The 23,072-nt window shown below is 73.6% G+C and carries 22 protein-coding genes and 1 pseudogene; 6 read left to right on the forward strand and 17 right to left on the reverse strand.

Features of this window, described 5'->3' with window-relative positions:
* Positions 1-93: 93 nt before the first annotated feature.
* The 5 genes from GTW43_RS00810 to GTW43_RS00830 all read right to left on the reverse strand — a co-directional run bounded on the left by GTW43_RS00810 (position 94) and on the right by GTW43_RS00830 (position 3,448).
* On the reverse strand, positions 94-1,116 hold the full coding sequence (locus GTW43_RS00810) for a phosphotransferase family protein (RefSeq protein WP_161299595.1): 1,023 nt from the start codon (positions 1,114-1,116) through the stop codon (positions 94-96).
* 138 nt (positions 1,117-1,254) lie between these two features.
* The gene (locus GTW43_RS00815; protein WP_161299596.1) at positions 1,255-1,575 is read right to left on the reverse strand and encodes a DUF202 domain-containing protein; all 321 of its coding nucleotides are present in this window, start codon (positions 1,573-1,575) and stop codon (positions 1,255-1,257) included.
* A 3-nt stretch (positions 1,576-1,578) separates the two neighbouring features.
* Positions 1,579-1,971, reverse strand: a complete 393-nt coding sequence (locus tag GTW43_RS00820; protein WP_161299597.1) for a DUF202 domain-containing protein — start codon at positions 1,969-1,971, stop codon at positions 1,579-1,581.
* A gap of 21 nt (positions 1,972-1,992) precedes the next feature.
* Positions 1,993-2,535 carry an NUDIX domain-containing protein gene (locus GTW43_RS00825; RefSeq protein ID WP_161299598.1) on the reverse strand — a complete coding sequence of 181 codons (543 nt, stop codon included), beginning with the start codon at positions 2,533-2,535 and terminating at the stop codon, positions 1,993-1,995.
* A 22-nt stretch (positions 2,536-2,557) separates the two neighbouring features.
* Entirely contained in the window at positions 2,558-3,448 is an 891-nt protein-coding gene (locus tag GTW43_RS00830; RefSeq protein WP_161299599.1) for a DMT family transporter, read from the reverse strand.
* A 305-nt stretch (positions 3,449-3,753) separates the two neighbouring features.
* On the opposite strand from GTW43_RS00830, the gene GTW43_RS00835 reads away from it, so the two are divergent.
* From GTW43_RS00835 to GTW43_RS00850, 4 genes are all read left to right on the forward strand, one after another.
* On the forward strand, positions 3,754-4,722 hold the full coding sequence (locus GTW43_RS00835) for a hypothetical protein (protein ID WP_161299600.1): 969 nt from the start codon (positions 3,754-3,756) through the stop codon (positions 4,720-4,722).
* A gap of 39 nt (positions 4,723-4,761) precedes the next feature.
* On the forward strand, positions 4,762-6,294 hold the full coding sequence (locus GTW43_RS00840; RefSeq protein ID WP_161299601.1) for an APC family permease: 1,533 nt from the start codon (positions 4,762-4,764) through the stop codon (positions 6,292-6,294).
* Between the two features lie 192 nt (positions 6,295-6,486).
* Positions 6,487-7,152 (forward strand): molybdopterin-dependent oxidoreductase, encoded by a 666-nt coding sequence (locus GTW43_RS00845; protein WP_237536335.1) that lies wholly within the window; start codon positions 6,487-6,489, stop codon positions 7,150-7,152.
* Complete coding sequence (locus GTW43_RS00850) at positions 7,136-7,747, forward strand: cytochrome b/b6 domain-containing protein (protein WP_161299603.1); 612 nt, start codon at positions 7,136-7,138, stop codon at positions 7,745-7,747. The genes GTW43_RS00845 and GTW43_RS00850 overlap by 17 nt, the downstream gene beginning before the upstream one ends.
* Positions 7,748-7,753: 6 nt before the next feature.
* Here the strand turns inward: GTW43_RS00850 and GTW43_RS00855 are convergent, their stop codons facing one another.
* The 4 genes from GTW43_RS00855 to GTW43_RS00870 form a co-directional block, all read right to left on the reverse strand.
* Positions 7,754-8,809, reverse strand: coding sequence for an L-idonate 5-dehydrogenase (locus GTW43_RS00855; protein WP_161299604.1), 1,056 nt, complete (start codon positions 8,807-8,809; stop codon positions 7,754-7,756).
* Positions 8,810-8,822: 13 nt separating this feature from the next.
* Entirely contained in the window at positions 8,823-9,581 is a 759-nt protein-coding gene (locus GTW43_RS00860) for an SDR family oxidoreductase (RefSeq protein WP_161299605.1), read from the reverse strand.
* Between the two features lie 69 nt (positions 9,582-9,650).
* Positions 9,651-11,057, reverse strand: coding sequence for a gluconate:H+ symporter (locus GTW43_RS00865; protein ID WP_161299606.1), 1,407 nt, complete (start codon positions 11,055-11,057; stop codon positions 9,651-9,653).
* A gap of 48 nt (positions 11,058-11,105) precedes the next feature.
* Complete coding sequence (locus GTW43_RS00870; protein ID WP_161299607.1) at positions 11,106-11,618, reverse strand: gluconokinase; 513 nt, start codon at positions 11,616-11,618, stop codon at positions 11,106-11,108.
* Positions 11,619-11,828: 210 nt separating this feature from the next.
* Here GTW43_RS00870 and GTW43_RS00875 point away from each other — a divergent pair, with 210 nt between their 5' ends.
* On the forward strand, positions 11,829-12,530 hold the full coding sequence (locus tag GTW43_RS00875) for an FCD domain-containing protein (protein WP_161299608.1): 702 nt from the start codon (positions 11,829-11,831) through the stop codon (positions 12,528-12,530).
* A gap of 17 nt (positions 12,531-12,547) precedes the next feature.
* Here the strand turns inward: GTW43_RS00875 and GTW43_RS00880 are convergent, their stop codons facing one another.
* The 8 genes from GTW43_RS00880 to GTW43_RS00915 form a co-directional block, all read right to left on the reverse strand.
* Positions 12,548-12,943 carry a YchJ family metal-binding protein gene (locus GTW43_RS00880; protein ID WP_161299609.1) on the reverse strand — a complete coding sequence of 132 codons (396 nt, stop codon included), beginning with the start codon at positions 12,941-12,943 and terminating at the stop codon, positions 12,548-12,550.
* A 29-nt stretch (positions 12,944-12,972) separates the two neighbouring features.
* On the reverse strand, positions 12,973-15,243 hold the full coding sequence (locus GTW43_RS00885) for a glycoside hydrolase family 3 N-terminal domain-containing protein (RefSeq protein WP_161299610.1): 2,271 nt from the start codon (positions 15,241-15,243) through the stop codon (positions 12,973-12,975).
* The gene (locus GTW43_RS00890; RefSeq protein ID WP_161299611.1) at positions 15,240-17,174 is read right to left on the reverse strand and encodes a cellulase family glycosylhydrolase; all 1,935 of its coding nucleotides are present in this window, start codon (positions 17,172-17,174) and stop codon (positions 15,240-15,242) included. Before GTW43_RS00890 ends, GTW43_RS00885 begins: the two co-directional genes overlap by 4 nt.
* Before the next feature lie 55 nt (positions 17,175-17,229).
* Entirely contained in the window at positions 17,230-18,228 is a 999-nt protein-coding gene (locus GTW43_RS00895; RefSeq protein WP_343245849.1) for a LacI family DNA-binding transcriptional regulator, read from the reverse strand.
* 47 nt (positions 18,229-18,275) lie between these two features.
* Positions 18,276-19,121, reverse strand: a complete 846-nt coding sequence (locus GTW43_RS00900) for a carbohydrate ABC transporter permease (protein WP_161299613.1) — start codon at positions 19,119-19,121, stop codon at positions 18,276-18,278.
* Positions 19,122-19,144: 23 nt separating this feature from the next.
* On the reverse strand, positions 19,145-20,083 hold the full coding sequence (locus GTW43_RS00905) for a sugar ABC transporter permease (RefSeq protein WP_161299614.1): 939 nt from the start codon (positions 20,081-20,083) through the stop codon (positions 19,145-19,147).
* A 60-nt stretch (positions 20,084-20,143) separates the two neighbouring features.
* On the reverse strand, positions 20,144-21,433 hold the full coding sequence (locus GTW43_RS00910) for an ABC transporter substrate-binding protein (RefSeq protein ID WP_161299615.1): 1,290 nt from the start codon (positions 21,431-21,433) through the stop codon (positions 20,144-20,146).
* A 156-nt stretch (positions 21,434-21,589) separates the two neighbouring features.
* On the reverse strand, positions 21,590-22,516 hold the full coding sequence (locus tag GTW43_RS00915) for an AraC family transcriptional regulator (protein ID WP_237536334.1): 927 nt from the start codon (positions 22,514-22,516) through the stop codon (positions 21,590-21,592).
* Positions 22,517-22,700: 184 nt separating this feature from the next.
* Between GTW43_RS00915 and GTW43_RS00920 the strand changes: the two are divergent.
* Positions 22,701-23,072, forward strand: a pseudogene (locus GTW43_RS00920) (transketolase); the annotation flags it as partial.

Consider the following 23,072-nt stretch of genomic DNA (forward strand, 5'->3'; position numbering starts at 1 on the left):
TGCGGCGCGCAGCGCCTGCATTTCAGGGGCGCGGGGAACTGCGCGAGAAGCCCCACCGGAGGGAGCGCCGACGACGGGACCGGGGCCGGGGTTCTAGCGGAGTGTCGTGAGGCCGTGGTCGATGAAGACCGGGACGAGTTCGCCGATGCGGTCGAAGCCGGCGCCGACCGTCTGGCCGAGCGTGTAGCGGTAGTGGATGCCCTCCAGGATCACGGCGAGCTTGAACCAGGCGAACGCCGTGTACCAGGCGATCGAGGAGACGTCGCGCCCCGAGCGCGCGGCGTACCGCTCGATCAGCTCGGCCGGGGCCGGGTGCCCCGCCGCCGTGGCCGTCGTGGAGACCGGCGACTCGGGCAGACCGAGGTCCGTGCTGTACATGACCAGGAGGCCCAGGTCGGTCATCGGGTCGCCGAGCGTCGACATCTCCCAGTCGAGGATCGCCTTGATCCGGTCGACGCCGTCCTCGTCCCGGCGCACCAGGACGTTGTCGAGCCGGTAGTCGCCGTGCACGATCGTGGGGGCGGGGGAGTCGGGCAGCGCGCGCCCGAGCGCGGCCTGGAGCTCGTCGATGCCGGGCAGGTCGCGGTTGCGCGAGGCGTCGAGCTGCTTGCCCCAGCGGCGCAGCTGCCGGTCCAGGAAGCCCTCGGGGCGGCCGAAGTCGCCGAGTCCGACCGCCGCGGGGTCCACCGCGTGCAGGTCGACGAGCGTGTCCACGAGGCCGAGGACCGCGGCCCGGGTCCGCTCCGGGCCGAGCGGGGCGAGCTGCCGGGCGGTCCGGTACGGCGTGCCGTCCACGAACTCCATGACGTAGAAGGGCGCGCCGAGCACCGCGTCGTCCTCGCACAGCAGGACCGGCTCCGGGACGGGGACGTCCGTCGTGTGCAGGGCGGCGATCACCCGGTGCTCGCGCTTCATGTCGTGCGCGGTCGCGAGGACGTGCCCGAGCGGCGGCCGCCGCACCACCCAGCGGGTGGTCCCGTCCCCGACCTCGTAGGTCAGGTTCGAGCGTCCGCCCTCGATGAGCCGCCCGGTGAGCGGGCCCGTGACCAGGCCGGGCCGCACCCGGTCGAGGTGGGTGCGCAGCTGGTCGAGATCCAGGCCTGGGGGGTGACTCATCGGGGTCCTCCGGGGGAGCGGGCGGCAGCGTCGGCACTATCATGCTGACCGGTCGGTATGTCGTCCAGTGCCGCAGACAAACGTGATCGTTCTTACGCTGCCCCCTTCCGCGTCCGGGCGGAAGAGCGCGGTCGCCCGTCAGGTCACCAGCAGCGACGCGAACAGGGCCAGCGCCAGCGTGCACAGCGACGCGAGCAGCGCCCCGCGCACCGACATCAGGGGCGGCGCGGCCTCGTGCCGGGCCAGGCCGGTGATCCGCCGGTGCGCCACGGCCAGGAAGCCCAGCCACACCAGCAGGCACAGCGCGGCGGCCACCCAGCCGACCGGCCCCACGGACCCGCTCAGCGCCGTCCTGCCGGCCAGCACCGCCGCCACGGTGCACGACAGGGTCGTGCGCCGCCATGCCAGCCGGGTCCGGGCCGGCTGGAGTCCCGGATCGCGCGCGGGTGCGTCCGTCACCGCTCAGCCCGCCCAGCCGGCGAGCACCACGACCACCATGGCGACGGCCACCAGCGCGATCACCACGCCGAGCACCGCGGGGAACCGCGACACCGGCAGGTCCTCGCCGCGGCGCATCGCCCGCTCGCACCGCACCCAGTGGCTGACCGCCCGCAGCGAGCACAGCACGCCCGCGGCGAGCAGCGCGAGCGCGAGCCCCACCCGCCAGCCCCAGCGCAGGTCCGGCAGGAACTGGTCCACCGCGAAGCCGCCGCCGATGAGCGCGAGCGCCGTGCGCAGCCAGGCCAGGAAGGTGCGCTCGTTGGCCAGCGAGAAGCGGTAGTCGGGGGTCTCCCCCTCGTCCCTGACCCGCTCCGGGGCGAACCACAGCCGGACGGTGCGCACGAATTCGATCACGGGCCCGACCTTACCGGCGGGTCACGCGAGCCCCCGCAGGCGCTCGTACGCCGCGAGCGAGTCCGGGGTCCACGCCCAGTCGCCGAGCCGCCGCTCCAGCTCCTCCTGCGCCAGGAACGTGTGCCAGGCGACCTCCTCGGCCTGCGGCCGCACCGGCTGTGCGCACACCACCTCGTACACCGCCGACCACCACGAGCGGCCCGCGCCGTCGTCGTACAGGAACCGGAACAGGGGAGTGGGCCGCGGCAGGCCCGAGACGCCGAGCTCCTCCTCCGCCTCGCGCAGCGCCGCCTCGTCGTAGGTCTCGCCGGCGCCGACCACCCCGCCCACGAACATGTCGTACATCCCCGGGAAGACGAGCTTCGTCGTGGTGCGCCGGTGCACGAAGATCCGCCCTTCGGGGTCGCGGGCCAGCACGAACGCGCAGCGGTGCCGCAGCCCGCGCGCGTACGCCTCGCCCCGCGCCACCTGTGCCACGACGCGGTCCTCCGCGTCGACGATGTCGAGGATCTCCTCGGCCGAACGGCCGGATCCGGCGGGGCCGGCAGAACGCGTGTCACTCATGCACCGAGGCTAACGAAGCGCCCTACACCGGGCTGGAGTGCGTGTCCCGGTCCTGCGCCGCCGAGCCCGGCATCGCCGGGTGCAGTCCGAGCAGCACCACGCCCACGACGATCCCGGCCAGCCCCGCCGCCTCCCACGCGAGCGCCCCGGTGTCGGTGCGCAGCCGGTCCCCGAGGAAACCCACCCCGCACGCGATCCCGGCCAGCGGCTGCGCGGCCGTCAGCGCGGGCAGCGACATCCGCAGCGGCGCCGTCTCGAACGCGCTCTGGACCAGGAGCAGGCCCGTCACCCCGAGCAGCAGCACCGCGTACGGCTGCCAGCCCGTGAACAGCTCCGCCCAGCCGCCCGCCCCGAAGCGCTGCCCGCTCACCCGGGTCAGCGCGTCCTGCACGCCGTACAGCAGCCCGGCCGCCACCGCGAGCAGCACCGGCGCCGCGCTCAGCCGGGACCGCTTGGCGAGCGCGGCCAGGAGCAGCGCCCCGCCCACCATCAGGCCGATGATCAGCCAGTGCCGCAGCGGGCCCGCCTCCGCGCCGCCGCCGCGCGGCTGTCCCGCCACGATGAACGCCGTCACGCCGCCCGCGAGCAGCAGCAGCCCGGACCAGCCCTGCCGGCCCAGCGGCTGCCGGGTCTGCCGGCGCGAGAGCACCAGGGCGAAGAGCAGGTTCGTCGCGAGAAGCGGCTCCACGAGCGACACTTCGCCCTTGCCGAGGGCCAGTGCGCCGAGCACCATGCCGCACACCATGAAGCCGATCCCGGCCAGCCAGCGCGGCATCCGCATCAGGTCGAGCAGCAGCCGGGGGGTGAGGAAGTCGCCGAGCGGCGCGTGCCGGGCCGCGTTCTGCTGGAGCACGAAGCCGATTCCCAGGCAGAAGGCCGCGCTCACGGCGAGGACGAGGACGAGAACCGGCACGCTGCGCACCTCGGACTGCGGCTCGACGGATCGCTACCCGCTGACGATAGCGCCCCCGGGGAGCACCCGCCCGGCGGACGCGGCGGTCCCCGGACCGCCCGCGCGGGCGCGATGTACTCGTGTCACCGGTCCAACGTCCCAGCTCGTGGGACCGGTTGAAAGATCTGGCGGGTGAACTCGACGGAAACTGCGACGAGTTGGTGAAGTCCGTCACCCGGCCGCCCTTGACGCGGAGCACTCCGTACCGGTTTGCTGTGCGTGATCATCCGACCTCCATACTGAACAGTCGCAGAGGAACCGCCGCGGTGTCCCCACCCCCGCCCCCGCTCGGCCGCCCTCGCAAGAAGGCCGCGCACTCCTTCGACCCCGCGCTCGACGACGCGCCGCTCGTGGCCGCGCGCGCCGCACTCGCGCAGGGTCGCTGGACCGAGGCCAGGGCGCTGCTCGCCGACACCGGGGACGACTGGGACCGCCGCGGGCACCGGATCACCGTCCTCGCCCAGGAGCCCACCGCGACGGCCTGGGTCCGCGACTGGCAGCTCGCCGAGCCCGAGTCCACCGACGCCCCCGTGCTGCTCGCCTGCGCCGGCGTCCAGCGCGCGCTGGACGGCAAGGCCCGCGCCGACAAGGTCCGCGCCGCCTGCCGCGCCGCCGCGACCCTGGTGCCCGCCGATCCGACCCCCTGGCTGGGACTGCTGCTCCTGGAGCGGAAGTTGGGCCGCGAGGAGGACGTCGTGCAGATCTTCGACGAGATCCGCCACCGGTACCCAGGACACCACCACGCCCACCACCTGATGGTGGCGCGGCTCGCCGAGCGGCGCGCCGCCGCGGGCCAGGACCCGCTGCACGAGGTCTACGACTTCGCCGCCTGGGCCGCCGAGCAGGCGCCGCCCGCCTCGCCGCTGGCCGTGCTCCCGGTCGTCGCCCACGCCGAGCGCTACCGCGTCCTCGCGCGGGTGGGCAGCGAGCCCGCCGACCCCAAGGCGTCCGGCCACTGGACCGGCCGCCGGGCCCGGCTCGTCATGAAGGCCGCCTTCGACTGGTGGCTGGAGTGGGGCGAGGCGCCCGGCCGCACCGGTGCCGACCATCCGCGCGGCCGCGTCGATCTCAACTTCCTCGCGCACGCGAAGTACTGCGAGGGCCGCCCCGCCGAGGCGGCCGTCCTGTTCCACCGCATCGGCCAGCACGTCACCCCGGAGCCCTGGTCGTACCCCGACCGGGAGCCGTACGAAGCGTTCCGTGCCGCGCGCAGCGCCGCGCTCGGCACGGCATAGGTGTCGACCATGACAAACCGTGAAGGGACGAAACCCCCGATGACCACGAGCGACAGAGCGGCCGAGACCACGGCCGAGTCGGGCATATCCACGTTCAAGGGCGAGGAGAGCGCCCTGCGGGCCGGGCGGCTCGGCACGGCGGGGCTGCTGCTCTCGGTGCTCGCCGCGACCGGCCCCCTGATGGTCGTCGCCGGTGTCATGCCCACGACGTTCGCGGTGATGGGCGTCGTCGGCATGCCGCTGCTCTTCCTCATCCTCGGCGCCGTCCTGCTGCTGTTCAGCGTCGGCTACGCCGAGATGAGCCGCCACGTCCACAACGCCGGTGCCTTCTACGCGTACATCTCGCGGGGGCTCGGCCCGACCGCGGGCGCCGCCGCGGCCCTCGTCGCGCTCGTCGCGTACAGCGTCCTGCAGGTCGGCATCTTCGGCATGTTCGGCTTCGAGGTCGCGGGGCTCGCCCAGCAGTACCTCGACCTGGAGATCGCCTGGTGGATCCCGGCGCTGCTCGCGGTCCTCGCCGTCGCCGTGCTCGGTCTGCTCAAGATCGACGTCAACGCCAAGGTCCTCGGCGTGCTGCTGCTCCTCGAGGTCGCGGTCGTCGTCGTGTTCGACATCGCCGCCATCGGCGACCCGGCGAGCCAGGGTCTGTCCCTGCACGCGTTCAACCCCGAGACGCTCTCGGGCGTCGGCCTCGGCACCGCGCTGTGCTTCTGCATCGCCGCGTTCACGGGCTTCGAGCAGGCCCCGGTCTACGCCGAGGAGACCAGCCGCCCGCACATCCTCGTCCCCCGCGTCATGTTCCTGGCCGTCGCCGGCGTCGCCGTGTTCTTCGCGATCAGCTCCTGGGCGCTCACCGTCGCCACCGGCCCCGCCGCCATCGTCGGCCAGGCCCAGAAGCAGTCCGCGGGCCTGCTGTTCGGCCTCACCGGGGACCGGCTCGGCGGCACCTTCACGGACATCGTCCACGTGCTCTTCGTGACCGGGATGTTCGCGGCGCTGCTCAGCTTCCACAACGTGGTCGCCCGGTACGCGTTCGCGATGGGCCGCGAGGGCCTGCTGCCCGCCACCTTCGGTCGGACCAACAGCGCGAGCGGCGCCCCCGGCGCAGGATCGCTCCTCCAGTCGGCCGTCTCGCTGATCGTCGTCATCGTCTTCGCCGTCACCGACTCCGGCGCCGCGGGCGACCCGACCGCGCCCGTCCTGCACCTGTTCACCTGGGGCGGCAACGTGGGCGCGCTCGGCGTCATCCTGCTGATGGCCACCGCCTCCCTCGCCGTCATCGTCTTCTTCGTGCGGCGCGGCGCGGCCGGCGCCCAGGTCTGGCGGCTGGTCTCCTCCGCTGTCGCGGGCCTCGCCCTGCTCGTGATCGCCGGATACACGATCAAGGACTTCGACGTGCTCGTCGGCTCCGGCCCGGACTCGGCGCTGAACTGGATCCTGCCCGGCGTCATCGCCCTCGCGGCCCTCGCCGGCATCGCGTACAGCCTGCTGCTCCGCTCCCGCAACCCCGAGGCGCACGCCCGGATCGGGCTCGGCAACGAGGCCTTCCAGCTGGAGAAGCGGGCCGGCTGACGCCCCGCCCGCGCGGCGGCGGACCGGACATGACGAAACGCTGACGGACACCGTCCGGGTCTGGTCCCCGCCCGGCCGCGGTGTTCGAATCGGAGCGTGACAGACCACCCCGGACCGCCGCCCGCACCCGAAGACGGCACTGACGGCACTGACGGCACTGACGGCACCGCCGGCGCCCCCGTCGGCCGCAGGCTGATCCTCGGCACGGCCGCCGCGGGCGCCCTGGGCGTCCTCTTCGCGGCCCCGCTCCAGCGGGCCCTGGAAGGGCTCACGTCGAAGGACCCGACCGGAGTGAGCGGCCTGCTGCCCAACGGCGGCGGGTTCCGCTACTACTCGGTCGCCGCGTCCGTGCCGCACCGCTCCGCCGCCGACTACCGCCTCACGGTCGACGGCCTGGTCGAACGCCCGGCGCGCTACACGCTCCCCGACCTGCGGGCCCTGCCGCAGACCCGCCTGGTCCGTGACGTCCAGTGCGTCACCGGCTGGCGCGTGCCCGGCACACCGTTCGAGGGCGTCCGGCTCTCGCACCTCCTGGACGCGGCGGGCGTCCGCCCCGGTGCCGGCGCCGTCCGGCTGACCTGCTTCGACGGCACGTACACCGAGAGCCTCACGCTGCGCCAGGCCCGCCGCGACGACGTGCTCGTGGCCCTGCGCATGCGCGACGCGGACCTCGGCCACGCCCACGGCGGACCGGTCCGGCTCTACGTCGCCCCGATGTACTTCTACAAGTCGGCCAAGTGGCTGTCGGGCATCACCGTCACCGAGAAGGTGCGCCCGGGCTACTGGGAGGAACGCGGCTACGACGTCGACGGCTGGGTCGGCCGGTCGAACGGGCGGGACGATGCGCCGACCGTCTGAGCCGGAACCCGGCGGCCGCGTGCGCCGGTTCAGCCGCGGCGAGCGGCTGGTGCACCGGGCGACCGCCGCCCTGATGGCCGTCTGCGTCGCCGCCGCGGCCTGCCTCTACCTCCCGCAGCTCGCCGAACTCGTCGGCCGCCGCGCCCTCGTCGTCACCGTGCACGAGTGGAGCGGACTGCTGCTGCCCGTCCCGTTCCTGCTCGGGCTCGCCTCCCGCGCCTTCCGTGCCGACCTGCGCCTGCTCAACCGCTTCGGGCCGCACGACCGGGACTGGCTGCGCGCCGTGCTCACCCGGCGCCCGGGGCGGCGGGCCGGGAAGTTCAACGCGGGCCAGAAGCTGTGGGCGTCCTGGCTCGCGGGCGCGGTGCTCGTCATGCTCGGCACCGGTCTGCTGATGTGGTTCACGCACCTGGCCCCGCTGGCCTGGCGCACCGGCAGCACCTTCGTGCACGACTGGCTGGCTCTCGCGCTCGCCGTCGTGATCGCCGGGCATGTCGGCATGGCGGTCGGCGACCCCGAGGCCCGGCGCGGCATGCGCACGGGGCTGGTGCGCCGCGACTGGGCCCGGCGGGAGCACGGCGAGTGGCTGCCGTGACACGCCCTAGGCCCTGTCCTCCAAGCCGCTCGGGGCCCCGGGGGCGAAGTCGAGCAGGACCTTGCACGACACCGCCCGGTCCGCCGCGAGCGCGAAGGCCCGCTCGGCCTCGGTGACCGGAAGGACGGCACTGACCAGGCCGGCGAGCTCCGGGCGCCGCGCCAGCAGCTCCAGGGCCGTGTCGAACTCGGTGTCGAAGCGGAAGGAGCCGCGCAGCTCGATCTCCCGGCTCACCACCAGGTTCCCCGCGAAGGGGCTGGGCCCCGGCGGCAGCATCCCCAGCTGCACGACGACCCCGCCCCGGCGCACCCGGTGCAGACAGGCGTCGAGCCCGGCCGAGACCCCGGACGCCTCGACCGCGACGTCGACCTCCTGCGGCCACCCGGCACCGGCCGGGTCGTCCGCCCGGACGAGCGCGTCGGCTCCCGCGACGGACGCGAACTCCAGTGCCCTGGGCAGCAGGTCCGACACCGTCACCCGGGCCGCGCCCGCCGCCCTGGCCGCCGCGACGACCAGACAGCCGATCGGCCCCGCACCCGTCACCAGCACGTGCCGCCCCGCGACGTCGCCCGCTCTGCGCACGGCGTGCAGGGCCACCGCGAGGGGTTCGGCGAGCGCGGCGCGCGGCAGCGGGAGCGCGGGCGGCAGCGGGCGGACCTGCGCGGCGGGCACGGCGAGCGCGGCCGCGAAGCCGCCCTGGACGTGCGGGTGCCGGGCGGCGCTGCCCAGATAGCGGGTGTCACGGCAGACGTGGCGCCGCCCCGAGCGGCACTCGGGGCAGTTCCCGCACGGGGTCGCCGGATGCACCGCGACCGGCGTGCCGGCCGCCGGGGCGGACGTACCCGGACCGTGTCCTGCGACGGTGCCCACGACCTCGTGGCCGAGGACCATCGGCTCCTTCAGCCGGAAGTCGCCGACTCCGCCGTGCCGCCAGTAGTGCAGATCGGAGCCGCACACCCCGCCGTAGCGGACCGCGACCAGGACCTCGCCCGGTCCGGGCTCCGGGGTGGGCAACCGGTCGACCCGCAGGTCGCCGGCGCCGTGGATCACGCAGCCGAGCATCGATGGGCCCCTCTCACAGCACGCTGGTCATGCCGCCGTCGACGTAGAGGATCTGCCCGCCGACGAAGTCCGACGCGGGCGAGGCGAGGAAGAGCAGGGCGCCGACCAGGTCCTCGGTGCGGCCCCAGCGGCCGGCGGGGGTCCGGCCGCGCACCCAGGACGAGAACGTCTCGTCCTCGACGAGCGGCCGGGTCAGCTCGGTCTCGATGTAGCCCGGGCCCAGGCCGTTGACCTGGACGCCCGCGGGCCCCCAGTCGGCGCACATGCCCTTGGTGAGCATCTTCAGGGCGCCCTTCGTGGCCGCGTACGGGCCGATGCCCGGCCGGACCACCTCGCTCTGCAGCGAGCAGACGTTGACGATCTTGCCGCGGCCGCGCGCCACCATGCCGCGCGCGGCCTCCCGGCCCACCAGGAAGGCGCTGGTCAGATTGGTGTCCAGGATCCGGTGCCAGTCCGGTTCGGCGAACTCCAGGAGCGGGGCGCGCAGTTGCATGCCCGCGTTGTTGACCAGGATGTCCAGCGGGCCGACCCGCTCCTCGGCCTCGGCGATCCCCGCGGCCACACTGGCGCCGTCGGTGACGTCGAACGCCGCCGTGTGCACGGCGCCGCCGAGCTCCTCGGCCGCCCGTGCGAGCCGGCCGGGGTCCCGGCCGTTCAGGACGACCGTGCAGCCCGCCTCCAGGAGCCCGCGGGCCAGCGCGAGACCGATCCCGCGGCTGGACCCGGTGACCAGCGCCGTGCGGCCGCTGATGTCGAACAGGGGGTGACTCATCGACGTACCTCCGTGGGCGGGTGCCCGGCCGTCCGGTGCGCTGCGGCCGGGCCACGGTCCGACAGTGCCCTAGATGATCACGGACAACAGCAGCACCAGGCCGCCCGCGACCACGGAGATGATCGTCTCCATGACCGACCAGGTCTTGACCGTCTGGCCGACGCTGAGCCCGAAGTACTCCTTGACCAGCCAGAACCCGGCGTCGTTGACGTGGCTGAAGAACAGCGAGCCCGCGCCGATCGCCAGCACCAGGAGCGCCGTGTGGGTGTCCGTCATGCCCGCCGCGAGCGGGGCGACGAGACCCGCCGCCGACACGGTCGCGACCGTCGCCGAACCCGTCGCGAGCCGGATGACGACCGCGATCAGCCAGGCGAGCAGCAGCGTCGGGATCGACCAGTCCTCCGAGATGTCCAGGACCATCTGTCCCACACCGGAGTCGATGAGGGTCTGCTTGAAGCCGCCGCCCGCGCCGACGATGAGGAGCACGCCCGCGATCGGGGCGAGCGAGCGCTCGGTCGTCGCCTGCAGCCTGCCCTTGGTGAAGCCCGCCGGGCGGCCCAGGGTGAACATGCCCACGATGACCGCCGCGAGCAGGGCGATCAGCGGCGAGCCGATCACGTCGAAGACGCGCTGCACGGTGTGCTCGGGGTCGTCCACGATGATGTCGACGAGCGCCTTGGAGAGCATCATCGCGACGGGCAGCAGGATGGTGGCGACGGAGGCGCCGAAGGTGGGACGGCTCTCCAGCTCGTCCGAGGCGCGCGCCGGGATCATCTTCTCGGGCGCGGGGACGTCCACCCACTTCGCGGCGTACTTGGAGAACACCGGACCGGCGATGATCACGGTCGGGATCGCGACGAGGACGCCGAGCGCCAGGGTGATGCCCAGGTTGGCCTTGACCGCGTCGATCGCGACGAGCGGGCCGGGGTGCGGCGGGATCAGGCCGTGCATGACGGACAGTCCGGCGAGCGCCGGGATGCCGATGCGCATCAGCGAGTAGTTGCCGCGCTTGGCGACCATCAGGACGACCGGGATCAGCAGCACGATGCCGACCTCGAAGAACAGCGGCAGACCGATGATCGAGGCGATGAGGACCATCGCCCACGGCATCGCCCGGCCGCCGGACTTCCCGGCCCTGGCGAGGATCGTGTCGACGATCTGGTCGGCGCCGCCGGAGTCGGCGAGCAGCTTGCCGAGGATCGCGCCGAGCGCGATCAGGACGCCGACACCGGCGACGGTCGAGCCGAGGCCCGCGCTGAAGCTGGTGATCACCTTGTCGAGCGGTGCGCCCGCGATCGCGCCGAGCGCGAGCGAGCCGACCGTCAGGGCGAGGAAGGCGTGCAGCTTGAACTTCGTGATGAGCAGGACGATGACGGCGATGCCCGCGAGGACGGCGATCCCGAGCTGGGCGTGGCCCGCGGACGTGATCGGCTCGACGGCGTCCGCTGCCAGCATCTCGACGCTGAGACTGGTCACGGTCTGATCCCTTGTACGAGGAGGGGAGGGGGACGGGTTCTCGGTGGGCTACGCGGGGTCGAGCGCGGTCAGGGCCTGGACGGCCCGGTCCGTGATCTCGTCCGGCGTGCCCGACACATCGACGGCGACGCCCGCCTCGTCAGCCTCCAGCGGCTGGAGCGTGGCGAACTGCGAGTCCAGCAGGCTCGTCGGCATGAAGTGGCCCTCGCGGTGGCTCATCCGGTCGAGGATGAGCTCCCGGCTGCCGGTGAGGTGCAGGAAGACGGCGTCCGGGGCCTCGGAGCGCAGCAGGTCCCGGTAGTCCCGCTTGAGCGCGGAGCTGGAGACGACCCCGCCGAGTCCGGCACGGCTGTGCGCCCACCGGCCGATGGCCTCGAGCCACGGGCGGCGGTCGCTGTCGTCCAGGGGGGTCCCGGCCGTCATCTTGTCGATGTTGGCCTGGGGGTGGAAGTCGTCGCCCTCGGCGTACGGAACGCCGAGCCGCTCGGCGAGCAGGGGACCGATCGTCGTCTTGCCGGTGCCTGCCACGCCCATGACCACGACGACGTGGGGGGTGCTCATCGCTGCCTCGCTGTCTTCATCGCTGTCTTCGTCGACATCGCTGTGCCACGTCACTGAAACCCAATAGGTCTGACTAATTCAAGAGCCTGTGACATAAAAGTCAGACTATTTATTCCGTGTGACCGGCGACATGACCGACGGCGTGATCGGACGTCCCACCGCCCCGGGGTCCGCGTCGTGACGGCCCGTCCCGCCTCGTACCCTTTCGACATGACCACAAAGGACCGGGGCCTGCACGCCCGCGTACTCGACAGCCTCGGTCCCGCCATCACCGCGGGGGAGTACCCCGCCGGCAGCGTCCTGCGCACCGACGAGCTGGCCCAGCGCTACGAGGTGTCGCGCTCGGTCATGCGCGAGGCCGTGCGGGTCCTGGAGTCCATGCACCTCGTCGCCTCCCGGCGCCGGGTCGGCGTCACCGTGCTGCCCGACGCGGAGTGGAACGTCTACGACCCCGAGGTCATCCGCTGGCGGCTCGCCGGTGCCGACCGGCCGCGCCAGCTGCGCTCCCTCACGGTCCTGCGCTCGGCGGTCGAACCGGTCGCGGCCGGACTCGCCGCCCGGTACGCGACGCCCGAACAGTGCGCCGCGCTCACCGAGTGCGCCCTCGGCATGGTCGCCACGTCGCGCGGCCAGCAGCTCGAGGCGTACCTCGTGCACGACGTCGAGTTCCACCGGATCGTGCTCAACGCGTCCGGCAACGAGATGTTCGCGCACCTCGGCGACCTGGTCGCCGAGGTCCTGGCGGGCCGCACCCACCACCAGGTCATGTTCGAGGACCCCGACCCGGCCGCCGTCACGCTGCACGTGCACGTCGCGGAGGCCGTCCGGGAGGGGGACGCGCAGCGCGCCGAGGCCCTCACACGGGAGATCGCGGTGGGCGCGCTGCACGAGCTGGACATCCTCGCGCCCTGACCCGGCCCGCCTGTGGGCTAATCGATGAAGTCGCCGTCCACGTACACCCACGCCCCGTCCACCCGCTCGAACCGGCTGCGCTCGTGCAGCGACCCGGACCGCCCGCCGTCCCGGTACCGGGCCCGGTAGGTCACCGTCCCGCGCCGGTGGAACGCCGAGCCGTCCTCGGCCCCGAGCACCTCGAGCCCCACCCAGGTCAGCCCCGGGTCGAACGCGACGCCGGGCGGGCGGGTGTCCGGGTGCCAGGTGCGCAGCAGGTACGCCGCGTCCTCGCGGACGAACGCCGCGTACCGCGACCGCATCAGCGCCTCGGCCGTGGGCGCGGCCGCCGTGCCCGCGTGGAAGCGGCCGCAGCAGTCCTCGTACGCGGCGGGCAGACCGCAGGGGCAGGAGGTGGGGGTGGGGCGTGCCATGCGGCGACTCTACCCAGCGCCTCCCGCCCTCAGCGCGTGACGGTCAGGGCCGCCCCCTGCGTCCGGTCCGCGGCGGGGCCCGTCTCCACGGACAACTCGCCGGGCTCCACGACCGGTTCGAGGTCCCGGCCGACCGACGCGAGCGTCCCGGCGCCCACCTCGAACACCACCTCGCGGCGCTCGCCCGGCGCCAGATCCACCCGGGCGAAGCCGCGCAGCTCGCGCACCCGCGGCCACGACGAACCGCCCGACACCCGCCGCACGTACAGCTGCACCGTCTCGCGCACCGCCGCCCCGCCCGTGTGCGTCACGGTCACGGTGCAGCGCAGCGCGGGGTTCTCGGCGGACACCGAGGAGCGGTCGAGGCGGGGCGGGCCGTACGCGACCGTCCCGTAGCCCAGCCCGTGCCCGAACGCGTACCGGGGCGTCGCCGGCTGGTCCGCGTAACCGCGGTAGCCGTGGTCCTTGCCGTTGTAGAAGACCGGCAGCTGGGCCGCCGAGCGGGGCACCGAGACCGGGAGCCGTCCGGCCGGCGCCGCGCGGCCGAACAGCACGTCGGCCACGGCCCGGCCGCCCCACGGCCCCGGGTACCACGCGCACAGCACGGCGGCCGCCCGGTCGAACCGCTCCGGCAGCGCGTGCGGCCGGCCCTGCACCAGGACCACCACGACCGGCACCCCGGTGGCCAGCACCGCGTCGAACAGCGCCGTCTGCCCCGCCGGCAGCGCCAGGTCCGCCAGGTCGACGCCCTCGCCGCAGGTCATGCCCGCCGGGGTGCCGGACGTGACGACCGCCGCGCCGTTCGCCGCGAAGCGGGTGTCCTCCTCCCGGGCGCTCGACCCGCCGAGCACGAGCACCGCCACGTCCGCCGCCCCCGCCAGGGCGGCCGCCGCGTCGATCCCCGACCGGTCGGCTCCGACCAGCTCGGCGCCCCGCGCGTACGTCACCTCGCGGCCGGCGCCGGCCGCGCCGCGGATCCCGTCGAGGACCGTCACCCCCGTGCCGGGCCGCTGCGGCGCCGTGTAGTCGCCGATCTGCTGGGGCACCGAGTCGGCGTTCGGGCCGAGCACCGCGATCCGCCGCGCCGCGGGCCCGAGCGGCAGCGTCCGCCCGTCGTGCGCCACCAGCGTCGTCGCGGCGCGCGCCAGCCGCAGGCTCAGGTCCGGCAGGTCCGGCGCGTCGCCCACCGGCCCGGCGCCGCTCACGTAGGGCCGCTCGAACAGACCCAGCCGGAACTTCAGCGTCAGCACCCGCGCCACCGCCGCGTCCAGCGCCGCCTCCTCGACCAGGCCGCGCTCCACGGCCTCGCCCAACCGCGGGAACACCGCGTCCCACAGGCTCAGATCGGTGCCCGCCGACAGCGCCGCCGCGGCCGCCGCGGGCGGATCGCCCGCGAGCCGCACCAGCCGGTCCAGGGCGCCGCCGTCCGCCATCACGATCCCGTCGAAACGCCAGCGCTCCCGCAGCAGTGTGGTCAGCAGGTACGGGTTCGCCGCGCAGGGCAGCCCGTCGAACTCGTTGTACGCGGCCATCACCCCGGCGGCGCCCGCGCGCACCCCCGCACGGGCCGCCGCGAGATGGATCTCGTGCAGCTCGCGTGCCCCGAGCTCGGTGGCCGCGCTGTTGCGCCCGCCGACCGTCGCACCCTGCCCGGCGAAGTGCTTGAGCACGACGCCGACGCCCCGGGACCGCATCCCGCGCACCAAGGCCTCCGTGAACCGGGCCGCCAGGTACGGGTCCTCGCCGAAGCACTCCTCGGCGCGGCCCCAGCGCGGATCGCGCACCAGGTCGAGCGCGGAGACCAGCGCCACATGGCCGCCCCGTGCCCGCAGTTCCGCCGCCGCGGCCGCCGCGGCCTCCTCGTACAGGTCCGGGTCCCAGCCCGCACCCACCGCGAGGTTCACCGGCAGGACCGTGCCGTCCAGCGCCTGATGGCCGTGCGGCACCTCCTCGACCAGGAGCACCGGGATGCCCAGCCGGGTCTCCTCGACGACGTGCCGCTGCACCGCGTCCGCCACCCCGGCGGCGTCGGCCGCCGTCACGCCGTCCGCGAAGGTCACCCCCGACCACGGGTCGGCGCGCTGCAGCCCGTACAGCGCGCCCATCCCGTCATGGGCGGCGACCTCGGCGCGGAAGGCGTCGGTGAGCCGGTGGCCGTCGGGTGTGCGCTCGTAGGCGTGCCAGCCGTACAGCCGTTGGTTGACCTGGCCGACCTTCTCGGCGAGCGTCATCCGGGCCAGCAGGTCGGCCACCCGCCGCGGTACCGGCGCGGCCGGATCGCGGTACGGCGGACGCGTCACCGCAGTTCCAGGACGCGCACGCCGAACGCCGCCAGCTTCACCTCGGTGACCGGATCACCCGTGTCCAGGTCGTGCAGCGTGCCGTCGGCGACGGGCCGCACCGTGACCGGCTCGTCGCCCTGGCCGACCAGCCACACGAACCGCCGCCCGTCCGCGTGCACCAGCACGTCCGCGCCCACGAAGGGGCTGTCCACCGTCACCGGCCGCGCCACCCCCGCGACCTCGGCCAGCGCCGCGTACAGCCGGTGCGTCTGCTCCGGGTTGACCCGGGCCGTGCGCGCGGCCATGTGCTCCAGCGGGTACGTGGCCAGCACGGTGCGGCCCTGCCCCGTCTCGTGGCACAGCAGCGCGGGGCGCCCGTGCGCATCCACCGCCACCACGCGCGCGCCGCGCGGCACCACCGGCAGGTACGCCCGGCTGTCCTCGTTGCCCGCCACCGGGAAGCGCAGCGTCTCGCCCGCCCGGATCCCGCCGAAGTCCTCCCGGAACGTCATCTCCAGGACGTCGTCCTCGATCGGCTCCGCGACTCCGTACGTGAGCTGCAGCTCGACCCCGAACAGCCCGTCCAGGTCGTCGAACCACGGGCCGCGGGTGCCCGGGTGCTCGCCCGAGCAGAACGACAGGTACACCGTGGCGCCCTCCTCGGCGCGGCGCTGCAGCGTCCGCCGCGTGCGGGTCGTCAACTGCCGGGTCGCGGGCAGCAGATACAGGTCCACGTCCTCCGCGACGCCGTCCGCCTCCCGGGTCAGGCCCGCCGGCAGATCGGCGGCGCGCGCCGCGACGTACCCCTGGTGCAGGGACGTGAAGATCAGCGGCCGGTCCGCGGGCCGGCTGTAGGGGTAGCCGCGCTCCAGGAACGCGGGCACGACGAACGCCGCCCCGGCGTCCGCACGCCGGCAGCGCGCGAAGTCCACCGCCTCCAGGACCGCGGCGAAGGAGGCCAGCTCCCGCAGCGGCTCCTTGGGCGCGCCGGTGCTGTCGGTGATGCCGAAGTGCATCTCGAACGGGTGGTGGTCGTAGGGCGACCGGTCCCACAGGGCGTCGTAGTCCGTGTTGTTCCAGGCCATCCAGCCCGTGGCACCGCCCAGCAGCGAGTTGTGCAGCGTCTGCCGGTAGTACACGCCGGCGCTCTCGGCCGACACCGTGTCCGTGGACAGGCCGAACTCCTCCAGGACGACCGGCTGCCCGGTCACCGCCGCCAGTTCGCACTCGAACGCGGCGCGCAGGTGCTGGCGCACCCGGTCCGTGTCCGAGCGGTACACGTGCGGGCCCACGAAGTCCACGTACTCGGCGGTCTCGCGCAGCGAGAAGCCGTTGTCCCGGCCCGTCACCTCGATGCCCCACGCGCCGTCGCCGAGCGAGACGGGCTGGGTGGCTCCCGCCGCCCGCACCGCGTTGCACATCGCCTGCGCCCACGCCGTCACGACGTCGCCCGAGGGGGGATCGACCTGGTAGATCCGGCCGTAGCCCGGCATCTCGTTGGTGATCAGCCATCCGGTCACCGCCGGGTGGTCCTTGAACCGGCGCGTCATCTGCCCGGCGAACCAGGCCTGCCGGCCCACCATCCACACGTCCTCGTACAGGTCACGGCCGCCGCGCCAGGCCGGATCCCAGTTCTCGCCGGACATGTGCCCGACGATGAACGTCGGCACGGTGCCCATCCCCGCCTCCCGGTGCGCGTCCAGGAAGTCGGCGAACCGCGCGCACAACTCCTCGTCGATCCGGTGCGGTTCGGGGTGGAAGTCCGGCCAGTAGAAGAACGAGCGCGTCATGTTCAGCCCGTGCGCGCGCAGCACCGCGAGCTCCTCGCGCACCACCGCCGGATCGTAGTCGCGCCACATCAGGGGTCCGCCGGTGCGGGACCAGAAGTTGGCGCCGAGCCAGGGCAGGACGGCGGCGTCGTGGGTCAGGTGGGCGCTGTGGCGTCGCATGGTGGTACGGGTCTCCGTTGCAGAGGGGGCGGTGCACGAGTGCGGGGTGGACAGGTCAGTCGGGGCGGGCGGGGCCGGTGGACTCCCGGACGACCAGGCGCGGCCGGCCGTCGAGCGGTGCGGCGGGCACGTCCTCGCCGCACCGGGCCAGCAGGGTGCGGGCCGCCGCCGCGCCGACCTGCTGCACCTGCTGGTCGACGGTGGTCAGCCGGGGGTGCAGCCAGCGGCCGAGCGGCAGGTTGTCGTAGCCGACGACCGACAGGTCGCCGGGCACGCTCAGCCCGGCGCGCTGCGCGGTGCCGATGCCGCACACCGCCATCGAGTCGTTCGCGTAGACGATCGCGGTCGGCCGGTCGGCCGCTCCGAGCAGCTCACGGGTGACCGCGACGGCCGCGGCCTCCGAGAAGTCGGTGTGCCGTACGGCGGCGGGCGCGAGCCCCGCCGCGCCGAGGCTCTCCTCGAACACGGCGAGCCGCAGCCGGGTGTGCTGGAGCTCCGCGGGCCCGGCCACGTACGCGATCCGGGTGTGCCCGGCGGCGCGCAGATGGCCGACCACCTCCCGGATCCCGGCACCCTGGTCGCCGAGACCGACCACCGGCACCCCGGCGTCCGGGTCCGGTGCGCCGAGCAGCACGGCGGGCAGCCCGAGCCGGGCGGTGAGCGCCGGACGCGGGTCGTCGGCGCGGGCGTCGGTGAGGACCGCGCCGTCCACCCGCTTCTCCGCCGCGAGCCGCTCGTACAGGGCGCTCTCCTCGTCGACGTCCGCGACCAGATGGAGCAGCAGACCGTAGCCGCGGGGCGCCAGTTCGCCCTCTATGCCGGTGATCAGCTCGCTGAAGTGCGGGTCCGCCCCCAGGACGTCGGTCGGCCGGCGCACGACCAGCGCGAGCGTGCGGGTGCGGGCGCTGCGCAGCGCCGACGCCGACGCGCTCGGCGACCAGCCCAGGTCCTCCGCCGCCGCGAGGATCCGCCGCCGTGTCGTCTCCGCGAGCCGTCCCTTGTCGTTGAACGCCTGCGACACCGCCGCCGTCGACACACCTGCCGCCGCGGCCACCGCCTTGATGGTCGGCCGGCCCGCCGCCCGTCGTGCTCGCGTCCCGCTCACATCTTCACCGCCCCGCTCACCAGTGCCTGTTGCATCCGCTTCTGCAGCACCGTATAGACCACCCACACCGGGATCAGCGTGAGTACGGTGCCTGCGGTGAGGACGCCGTAGTCCGTGCCGGTGATGGCCTTCAGGGTCGGCAGCGCCACCTGCACGGTGCGCTGGGCCGGGTCGGGGCCGATGATCACGAGCGAGTACAGGTACTCGTTCCAGAACGTCAGGAAGTTCAGGAGCAGGACGGTCGCGATGCCGGGCAGGCACATGGGCGCGTAGACGTGCCGCAGCACGGCGTACGTGGAGGCGCCGTCCAGCCGGGCCGCCTCCTCCATCTCCTTGGGCACCGTCCGCATGAACTGCACCAGGATCACCACCGACAGCGGCATCGCCGTCGCCGGCAGGAACAGCACCATGAACGTGCGGGTGTGGAACAGGCCCGTGGCCGCTGCCAGCAGGAACGTGGGGAACAGTGCCGCGAACGTCGGGATCAGGAACCCCAGCGAGAACACCTTCTCCACGGCCGAGGCGAGCCGCCCGCCGGAGCGGGCCAGCGCGAACGCGGCGGGGATCGCGAGTGCCAGCGTCAGGGCCAGCGAGACGACCGTCACCAGCGCCGAGTTGACCACCGCGAGCCCGAGGTCGGCACTCTCGAACGCGGTCGTGAAGTTGCCGAAGCCGTACGAGGACGGCAGCGCGAAGGGGTGGGCGAAGATCTCGTCGTTCGTCTTGAACGCCGAGGCGATGAAGTAGTACAGGGGGATCACCAGCAGCACCGCGTACAGCCACACCAGAAGGTGCGCGGGCAGCCAGGACCGGCCGAACCTCGAACGGGCCGAGGACTTCATGGCGTACTCCGATCGGTAGCGGCTCAGTGGTCCTGGCGGAAGGCGCGCCGGATGGCGAGCAGCCCCACGAGACCGACGAGGAAGAGCAGGACGCCGACGGTCTGGCTGTAGCCGAGGTCGGCGGCGATGAACGCCTTCTGGTAGACGAGGAACGACAGGGTCGTCGACGAGCTGCCCGGACCGCCCTGGGTCAGCAGCAGCACGTGCTGCGCCGAGCCGAACAGCGTCCACAGGAACTGCAGCATCGTCACCACGCCCACGTAGTCGCGGATCACGGGGAAGTGGACGCGCCACATCGTCCGCCAGTGCCCGGCCCCGTCCAGCTGGGCCGCCTCGCCGAGCTCCTGCGGCACGCTGCCCAGCCGCGCCGCGAACAGCACCGCCGTGAAGCCGATGCCCGCCCAGATGTCGAGCGCGATCAGGCAGGCGAGCGCCGTCGAGGGCGAGGCCAGCCAGGCGTCCGCGAGCGAGCCGAGACCGGCCGACCCGAGCGCGCCGTTGACCAGCCCGTCCGGGGACAGCGCCGCGTAGAACACCATCGCCTTGGCCGGGGTCGAGATCAGCCCCGGGATGAACAGCAGATAGCGGATCACCCGGTGGCCCGGCGGCTTCTGGGCGACGTAGTAACCCAGCATGTACGCGCAGACGACCATCACCGGAATGGCGACGGCGAGCTGGATCGCGGTGTTGCCGGCCGCGTCCCAGAACACCGGGTCGTCGAACACGGCCCGCACGTTGTCCAGCCCGGCGAACGACACCGGCTGCAGCATCCCCGGCCAGTGCAGGGCCGCGACCACGAAGATGGCGACCAGCGGGCCGACCATGAAGACCAGGTACCAGACGAGGGCGGGCAGCGCGAGGATCGTGCCGCCCTGGCGGGGCGTGCGGCCGGCCGGGGCACCGGCGGGCGGGACGGGGCGGCGGACCGGGGCCTCGCCCGCTGTCGACGTCATCGTCGTCATGAGCAACTCCCTTACGGAGCAGGAGAGATCAGCACAGAGCAGGAGGGAGGGGCACGGCGGTCAGATGCCGCGGTAGGCGGCCTCGAGGGCCGAGCGGACCCGGGCGGCGCTCGTGCCGCGGGTGAAGGAGGTGCTCGTCGCCGTGATGAGCGGCTGGGTGGCCGCGGGCGGCACGAACAGGTCGGGCAGCAGCACCTGGCTCACGTCGGGGCCGAGCCGCTGGGCGGCGGCCACCAGCGGGAAGTCGGTGCTCACCGCGTCCGAGCGCAGGGCCATGTCACGGCCCGACTCCCGGATGAACCGGGCGACCGTGTCCGCGCGGTAGAAGAACTTCAGGAACTTCTCGACGGCGTCGATCTTCTTCGTGCCGTTCGGGCTGATCCAGAAGCCGATGAGCGTGTACGTGCGCAGGATCGTCGGCCTGTCGTGGGACGCGCCGGGCGCCAGCGGCCAGCCGCCCACGTCCGTGTGGCGCGCGACGGCGTCCGGCACCTTCGCGAGCGCCGAGGACATCGCCGACTGCATCGCCGCGGCCTGGGTGTTGAACTGCGTCGTCATGGTGTCCGAGGTCAGGCCCTGGGCCTTGTCGGCGAACACCCCGGCGTCGCGCAGCTCGACGAAGTACTCGATGCCCCGGCGGGCGCCGCGGCCGCCGAAGTCGCCGGTCGCGTAGACGTGCCGGGCCTCGTCCTCGGTCAGGAAGGTCTGGATGATCTGGGCGAGCAGCTTCTGTCCGGTCCAGTCGTTGCCGCCCGTCGTCACGGGGGCGATCCCCTTGCGGCGCAGTCGGCGGGCGGCTGCGATCAGGTCGTCGCCGGTGGTGGGAACCGTGTCGACGCCCGCCCGGTCCAGCAGGGTGCGGTTGAAGGCGATCGGCCAGTTCGTGGCGAAGTACGGGAAGGCGCGCAGCCGGCCCTTCGCGTCGGTCCAGGCGTCCAGCGCGACGGGCAGCACCCGCTCGCGCAGCCCCCAGTCGTCGAGGTGCCCCATCACGTCGACGGTGGCGCCGACGTCGGTCCAGGCCAGCGTCTTGTCGTAGAGGTTGACCATGACGACGTCCGGCTCCTTGCGGGCCAGCCGGGAGGTCTCGTAGACCTGCGCGAGGTCGTCGCCGTTGACGAGGTTGCGGACCTTCAGGCCCGGGTTCTCCGCCCGGAACCGGTCCAGGGCGGCGAGGTAGGTGGGGGAGCCGGGGGCGGTGGTGCCGAGCTGGCTGTGCACCACCAGCGTGTCGGGGTCGTCGTCGGCCGCGGCGAGCGCCGAGCAGCCGGACAGGGCGGGGAGGGTGGAAGCGGCGGCGAGCGTACCGCCGGCGGCGAGGAATCCGCGCCGACTCAACGTCGAGGGCACAGCGGCATGTCTCCAACCGGGAGTCACGGGGTTCACAGGGTGGTTAATCGATATACCTGCGGGGGTGCGAGCACCGTACGAGCCGCTCGGGAAACGGTCAACCCCCCGTTGCACAGGGCGAAACGGGGGGTTGCGGGGCGTCGTCCTGCCGGTTCCTCAGAGCTGCTCGGCCCGGAAGGCCGCCGGGGTCACCCCCGCGTGCTGCTGGAAGTACTTGGAGAAGTTCGCCGAGTCGGGGAAGCCGACCGCCACGCCGATGCGGCCCACCGGCAGATCGGTGTGCGCGAGCAGCCGCTTGGCCTCGAGCACCACCCGCCGGTCGATGAAGGCCTTCGGGGTCTGGCCCGTCGCCGCGCGCACGGCCCGCACCAGGGTCCGCCGGGAGTAGCCGAGTTCGTCCGCGTAGGCGCTCACGCTGTGGTTCGTCGTGAAGCTCTGCTCGACGGCCGTGCGGAACCGGGTGAAGGTCGTGTCCGGCTGCGGGCGGCACTCGTCGGCCGCGGCCTGCGCCGACACGTGCGCCACGCGCAGCATGAACGCCGTCAGGGTGTGGCGCAGCACGGAGGTGTGCAGGCTCAGCGGGAGCGTGGACGTGTCCAGGTACTCGCGCTGGAGCTGGGCCAGCGAGGCGTCGAGCGCGGCCCGTTGGGCCGTGTCGGGGTGGAGCAGCGGCGGGCGGTCGTAGCGGTACAGGCCGGTCGCCTCGACGATCGCGCGGGGCAGGAAGCCCGGCTGCATCGTCAGGGCCGTGCCCTCGTAGCGTTCGGCGGTGGAGAAGCCGTGCACCTGGCCGGGCCTGATCCACAGGATGTCGCCCGCGCCGGCCTCGTACTCGGCGAAGTCGACCATGTGGTGGACCGGGCCCGCCCGGAAGAACAGCAGGACGTGGAAGTCGATGCGGTGCACACGCCGCGACAGGCCCACGCCGCCGGCCCACGGACCCTCGGTCCCCATCGGCCCGACCTGGATCCCGACCCCGGACACGCTGGTGCTCGGATCGAAGGGATACGTCCGGATCCGTGCTCGATCCTCGGGGGTCGCTCCCAGATGTGCGCTCGTCTGCGCGGGGTCCTGCTCCGTCATGCACTTTCCTCGGCTTCGGCACGGTCGGGTGTCCCATTTTCACCGAACGCTGGCACGGGGGCACCTGCCGGTCCAAAAGTATGACCTTTAAGTTGGTATCCGGTTCGACCAGGGGCTTTGGTCCCGGCCGGGCGGTGCCCTCCGGCACCAGGACAGGACAACGGATGCGAAGGAAGCGTTACAGATGAGCACGCAGACACCGAACGGCCTCGACCCCCTCGCGAGCCCCTTCGAGTGGACCGCCCTGGACCAGCGTGCCGTCGACACCGCACGCCTTCTCGCGGCCGACGCCGTGCAGCAGGTGGGCAACGGTCACCCCGGCACGGCCATGAGCCTCGCCCCCGCCGCGTACACCCTCTTTCAGAAGGTCATGCGGCACGACCCCGCCGACCCGGAGTGGACCGGCCGCGACCGCTTCGTCCTCTCGCCCGGCCACACCAGCCTCACCCTGTACACCCAGCTCTTCCTCGCCGGGTACGAGCTGGAGCTCGACGACCTGAAGGCCTTCCGCACCCAGGGCTCCAAGACCCCCGGCCACCCGGAGTACGGCCACACC

Source organism: Streptomyces sp. SID5785 (assembly GCF_009870065.1).
Taxonomy (GTDB): Bacteria; Actinomycetota; Actinomycetes; order Streptomycetales; family Streptomycetaceae; genus Streptomyces.

Excerpts from the sequence above, each read along its gene's own strand:
- GTW43_RS00915 (WP_237536334.1), bottom strand. The coding sequence starts at position 22,516 with ATGACGGAGCAGGACCCCGCGCAGACGAGCGCACATCTGGGAGCGACC.
- GTW43_RS00870 (WP_161299607.1), bottom strand. The coding sequence starts at position 11,618 with ATGAGCACCCCCCACGTCGTCGTGGTCATGGGCGTGGCAGGCACCGGC.
- GTW43_RS00875 (WP_161299608.1), top strand. The coding sequence starts at position 11,829 with ATGACCACAAAGGACCGGGGCCTGCACGCCCGCGTACTCGACAGCCTC.
- GTW43_RS00840 (WP_161299601.1), top strand. The coding sequence starts at position 4,762 with ATGACCACGAGCGACAGAGCGGCCGAGACCACGGCCGAGTCGGGCATA.
- GTW43_RS00825 (WP_161299598.1), bottom strand. The coding sequence starts at position 2,535 with ATGAGTGACACGCGTTCTGCCGGCCCCGCCGGATCCGGCCGTTCGGCC.
- GTW43_RS00880 (WP_161299609.1), bottom strand. The coding sequence starts at position 12,943 with ATGGCACGCCCCACCCCCACCTCCTGCCCCTGCGGTCTGCCCGCCGCG.
- GTW43_RS00860 (WP_161299605.1), bottom strand. The coding sequence starts at position 9,581 with ATGAGTCACCCCCTGTTCGACATCAGCGGCCGCACGGCGCTGGTCACC.
- GTW43_RS00850 (WP_161299603.1), top strand. The coding sequence starts at position 7,136 with ATGCGCCGACCGTCTGAGCCGGAACCCGGCGGCCGCGTGCGCCGGTTC.
- GTW43_RS00810 (WP_161299595.1), bottom strand. The coding sequence starts at position 1,116 with ATGAGTCACCCCCCAGGCCTGGATCTCGACCAGCTGCGCACCCACCTC.
- GTW43_RS00900 (WP_161299613.1), bottom strand. The coding sequence starts at position 19,121 with ATGAAGTCCTCGGCCCGTTCGAGGTTCGGCCGGTCCTGGCTGCCCGCG.
- GTW43_RS00855 (WP_161299604.1), bottom strand. The coding sequence starts at position 8,809 with ATGCTCGGCTGCGTGATCCACGGCGCCGGCGACCTGCGGGTCGACCGG.
- GTW43_RS00905 (WP_161299614.1), bottom strand. The coding sequence starts at position 20,083 with ATGACGACGATGACGTCGACAGCGGGCGAGGCCCCGGTCCGCCGCCCC.
- GTW43_RS00890 (WP_161299611.1), bottom strand. The coding sequence starts at position 17,174 with ATGCGACGCCACAGCGCCCACCTGACCCACGACGCCGCCGTCCTGCCC.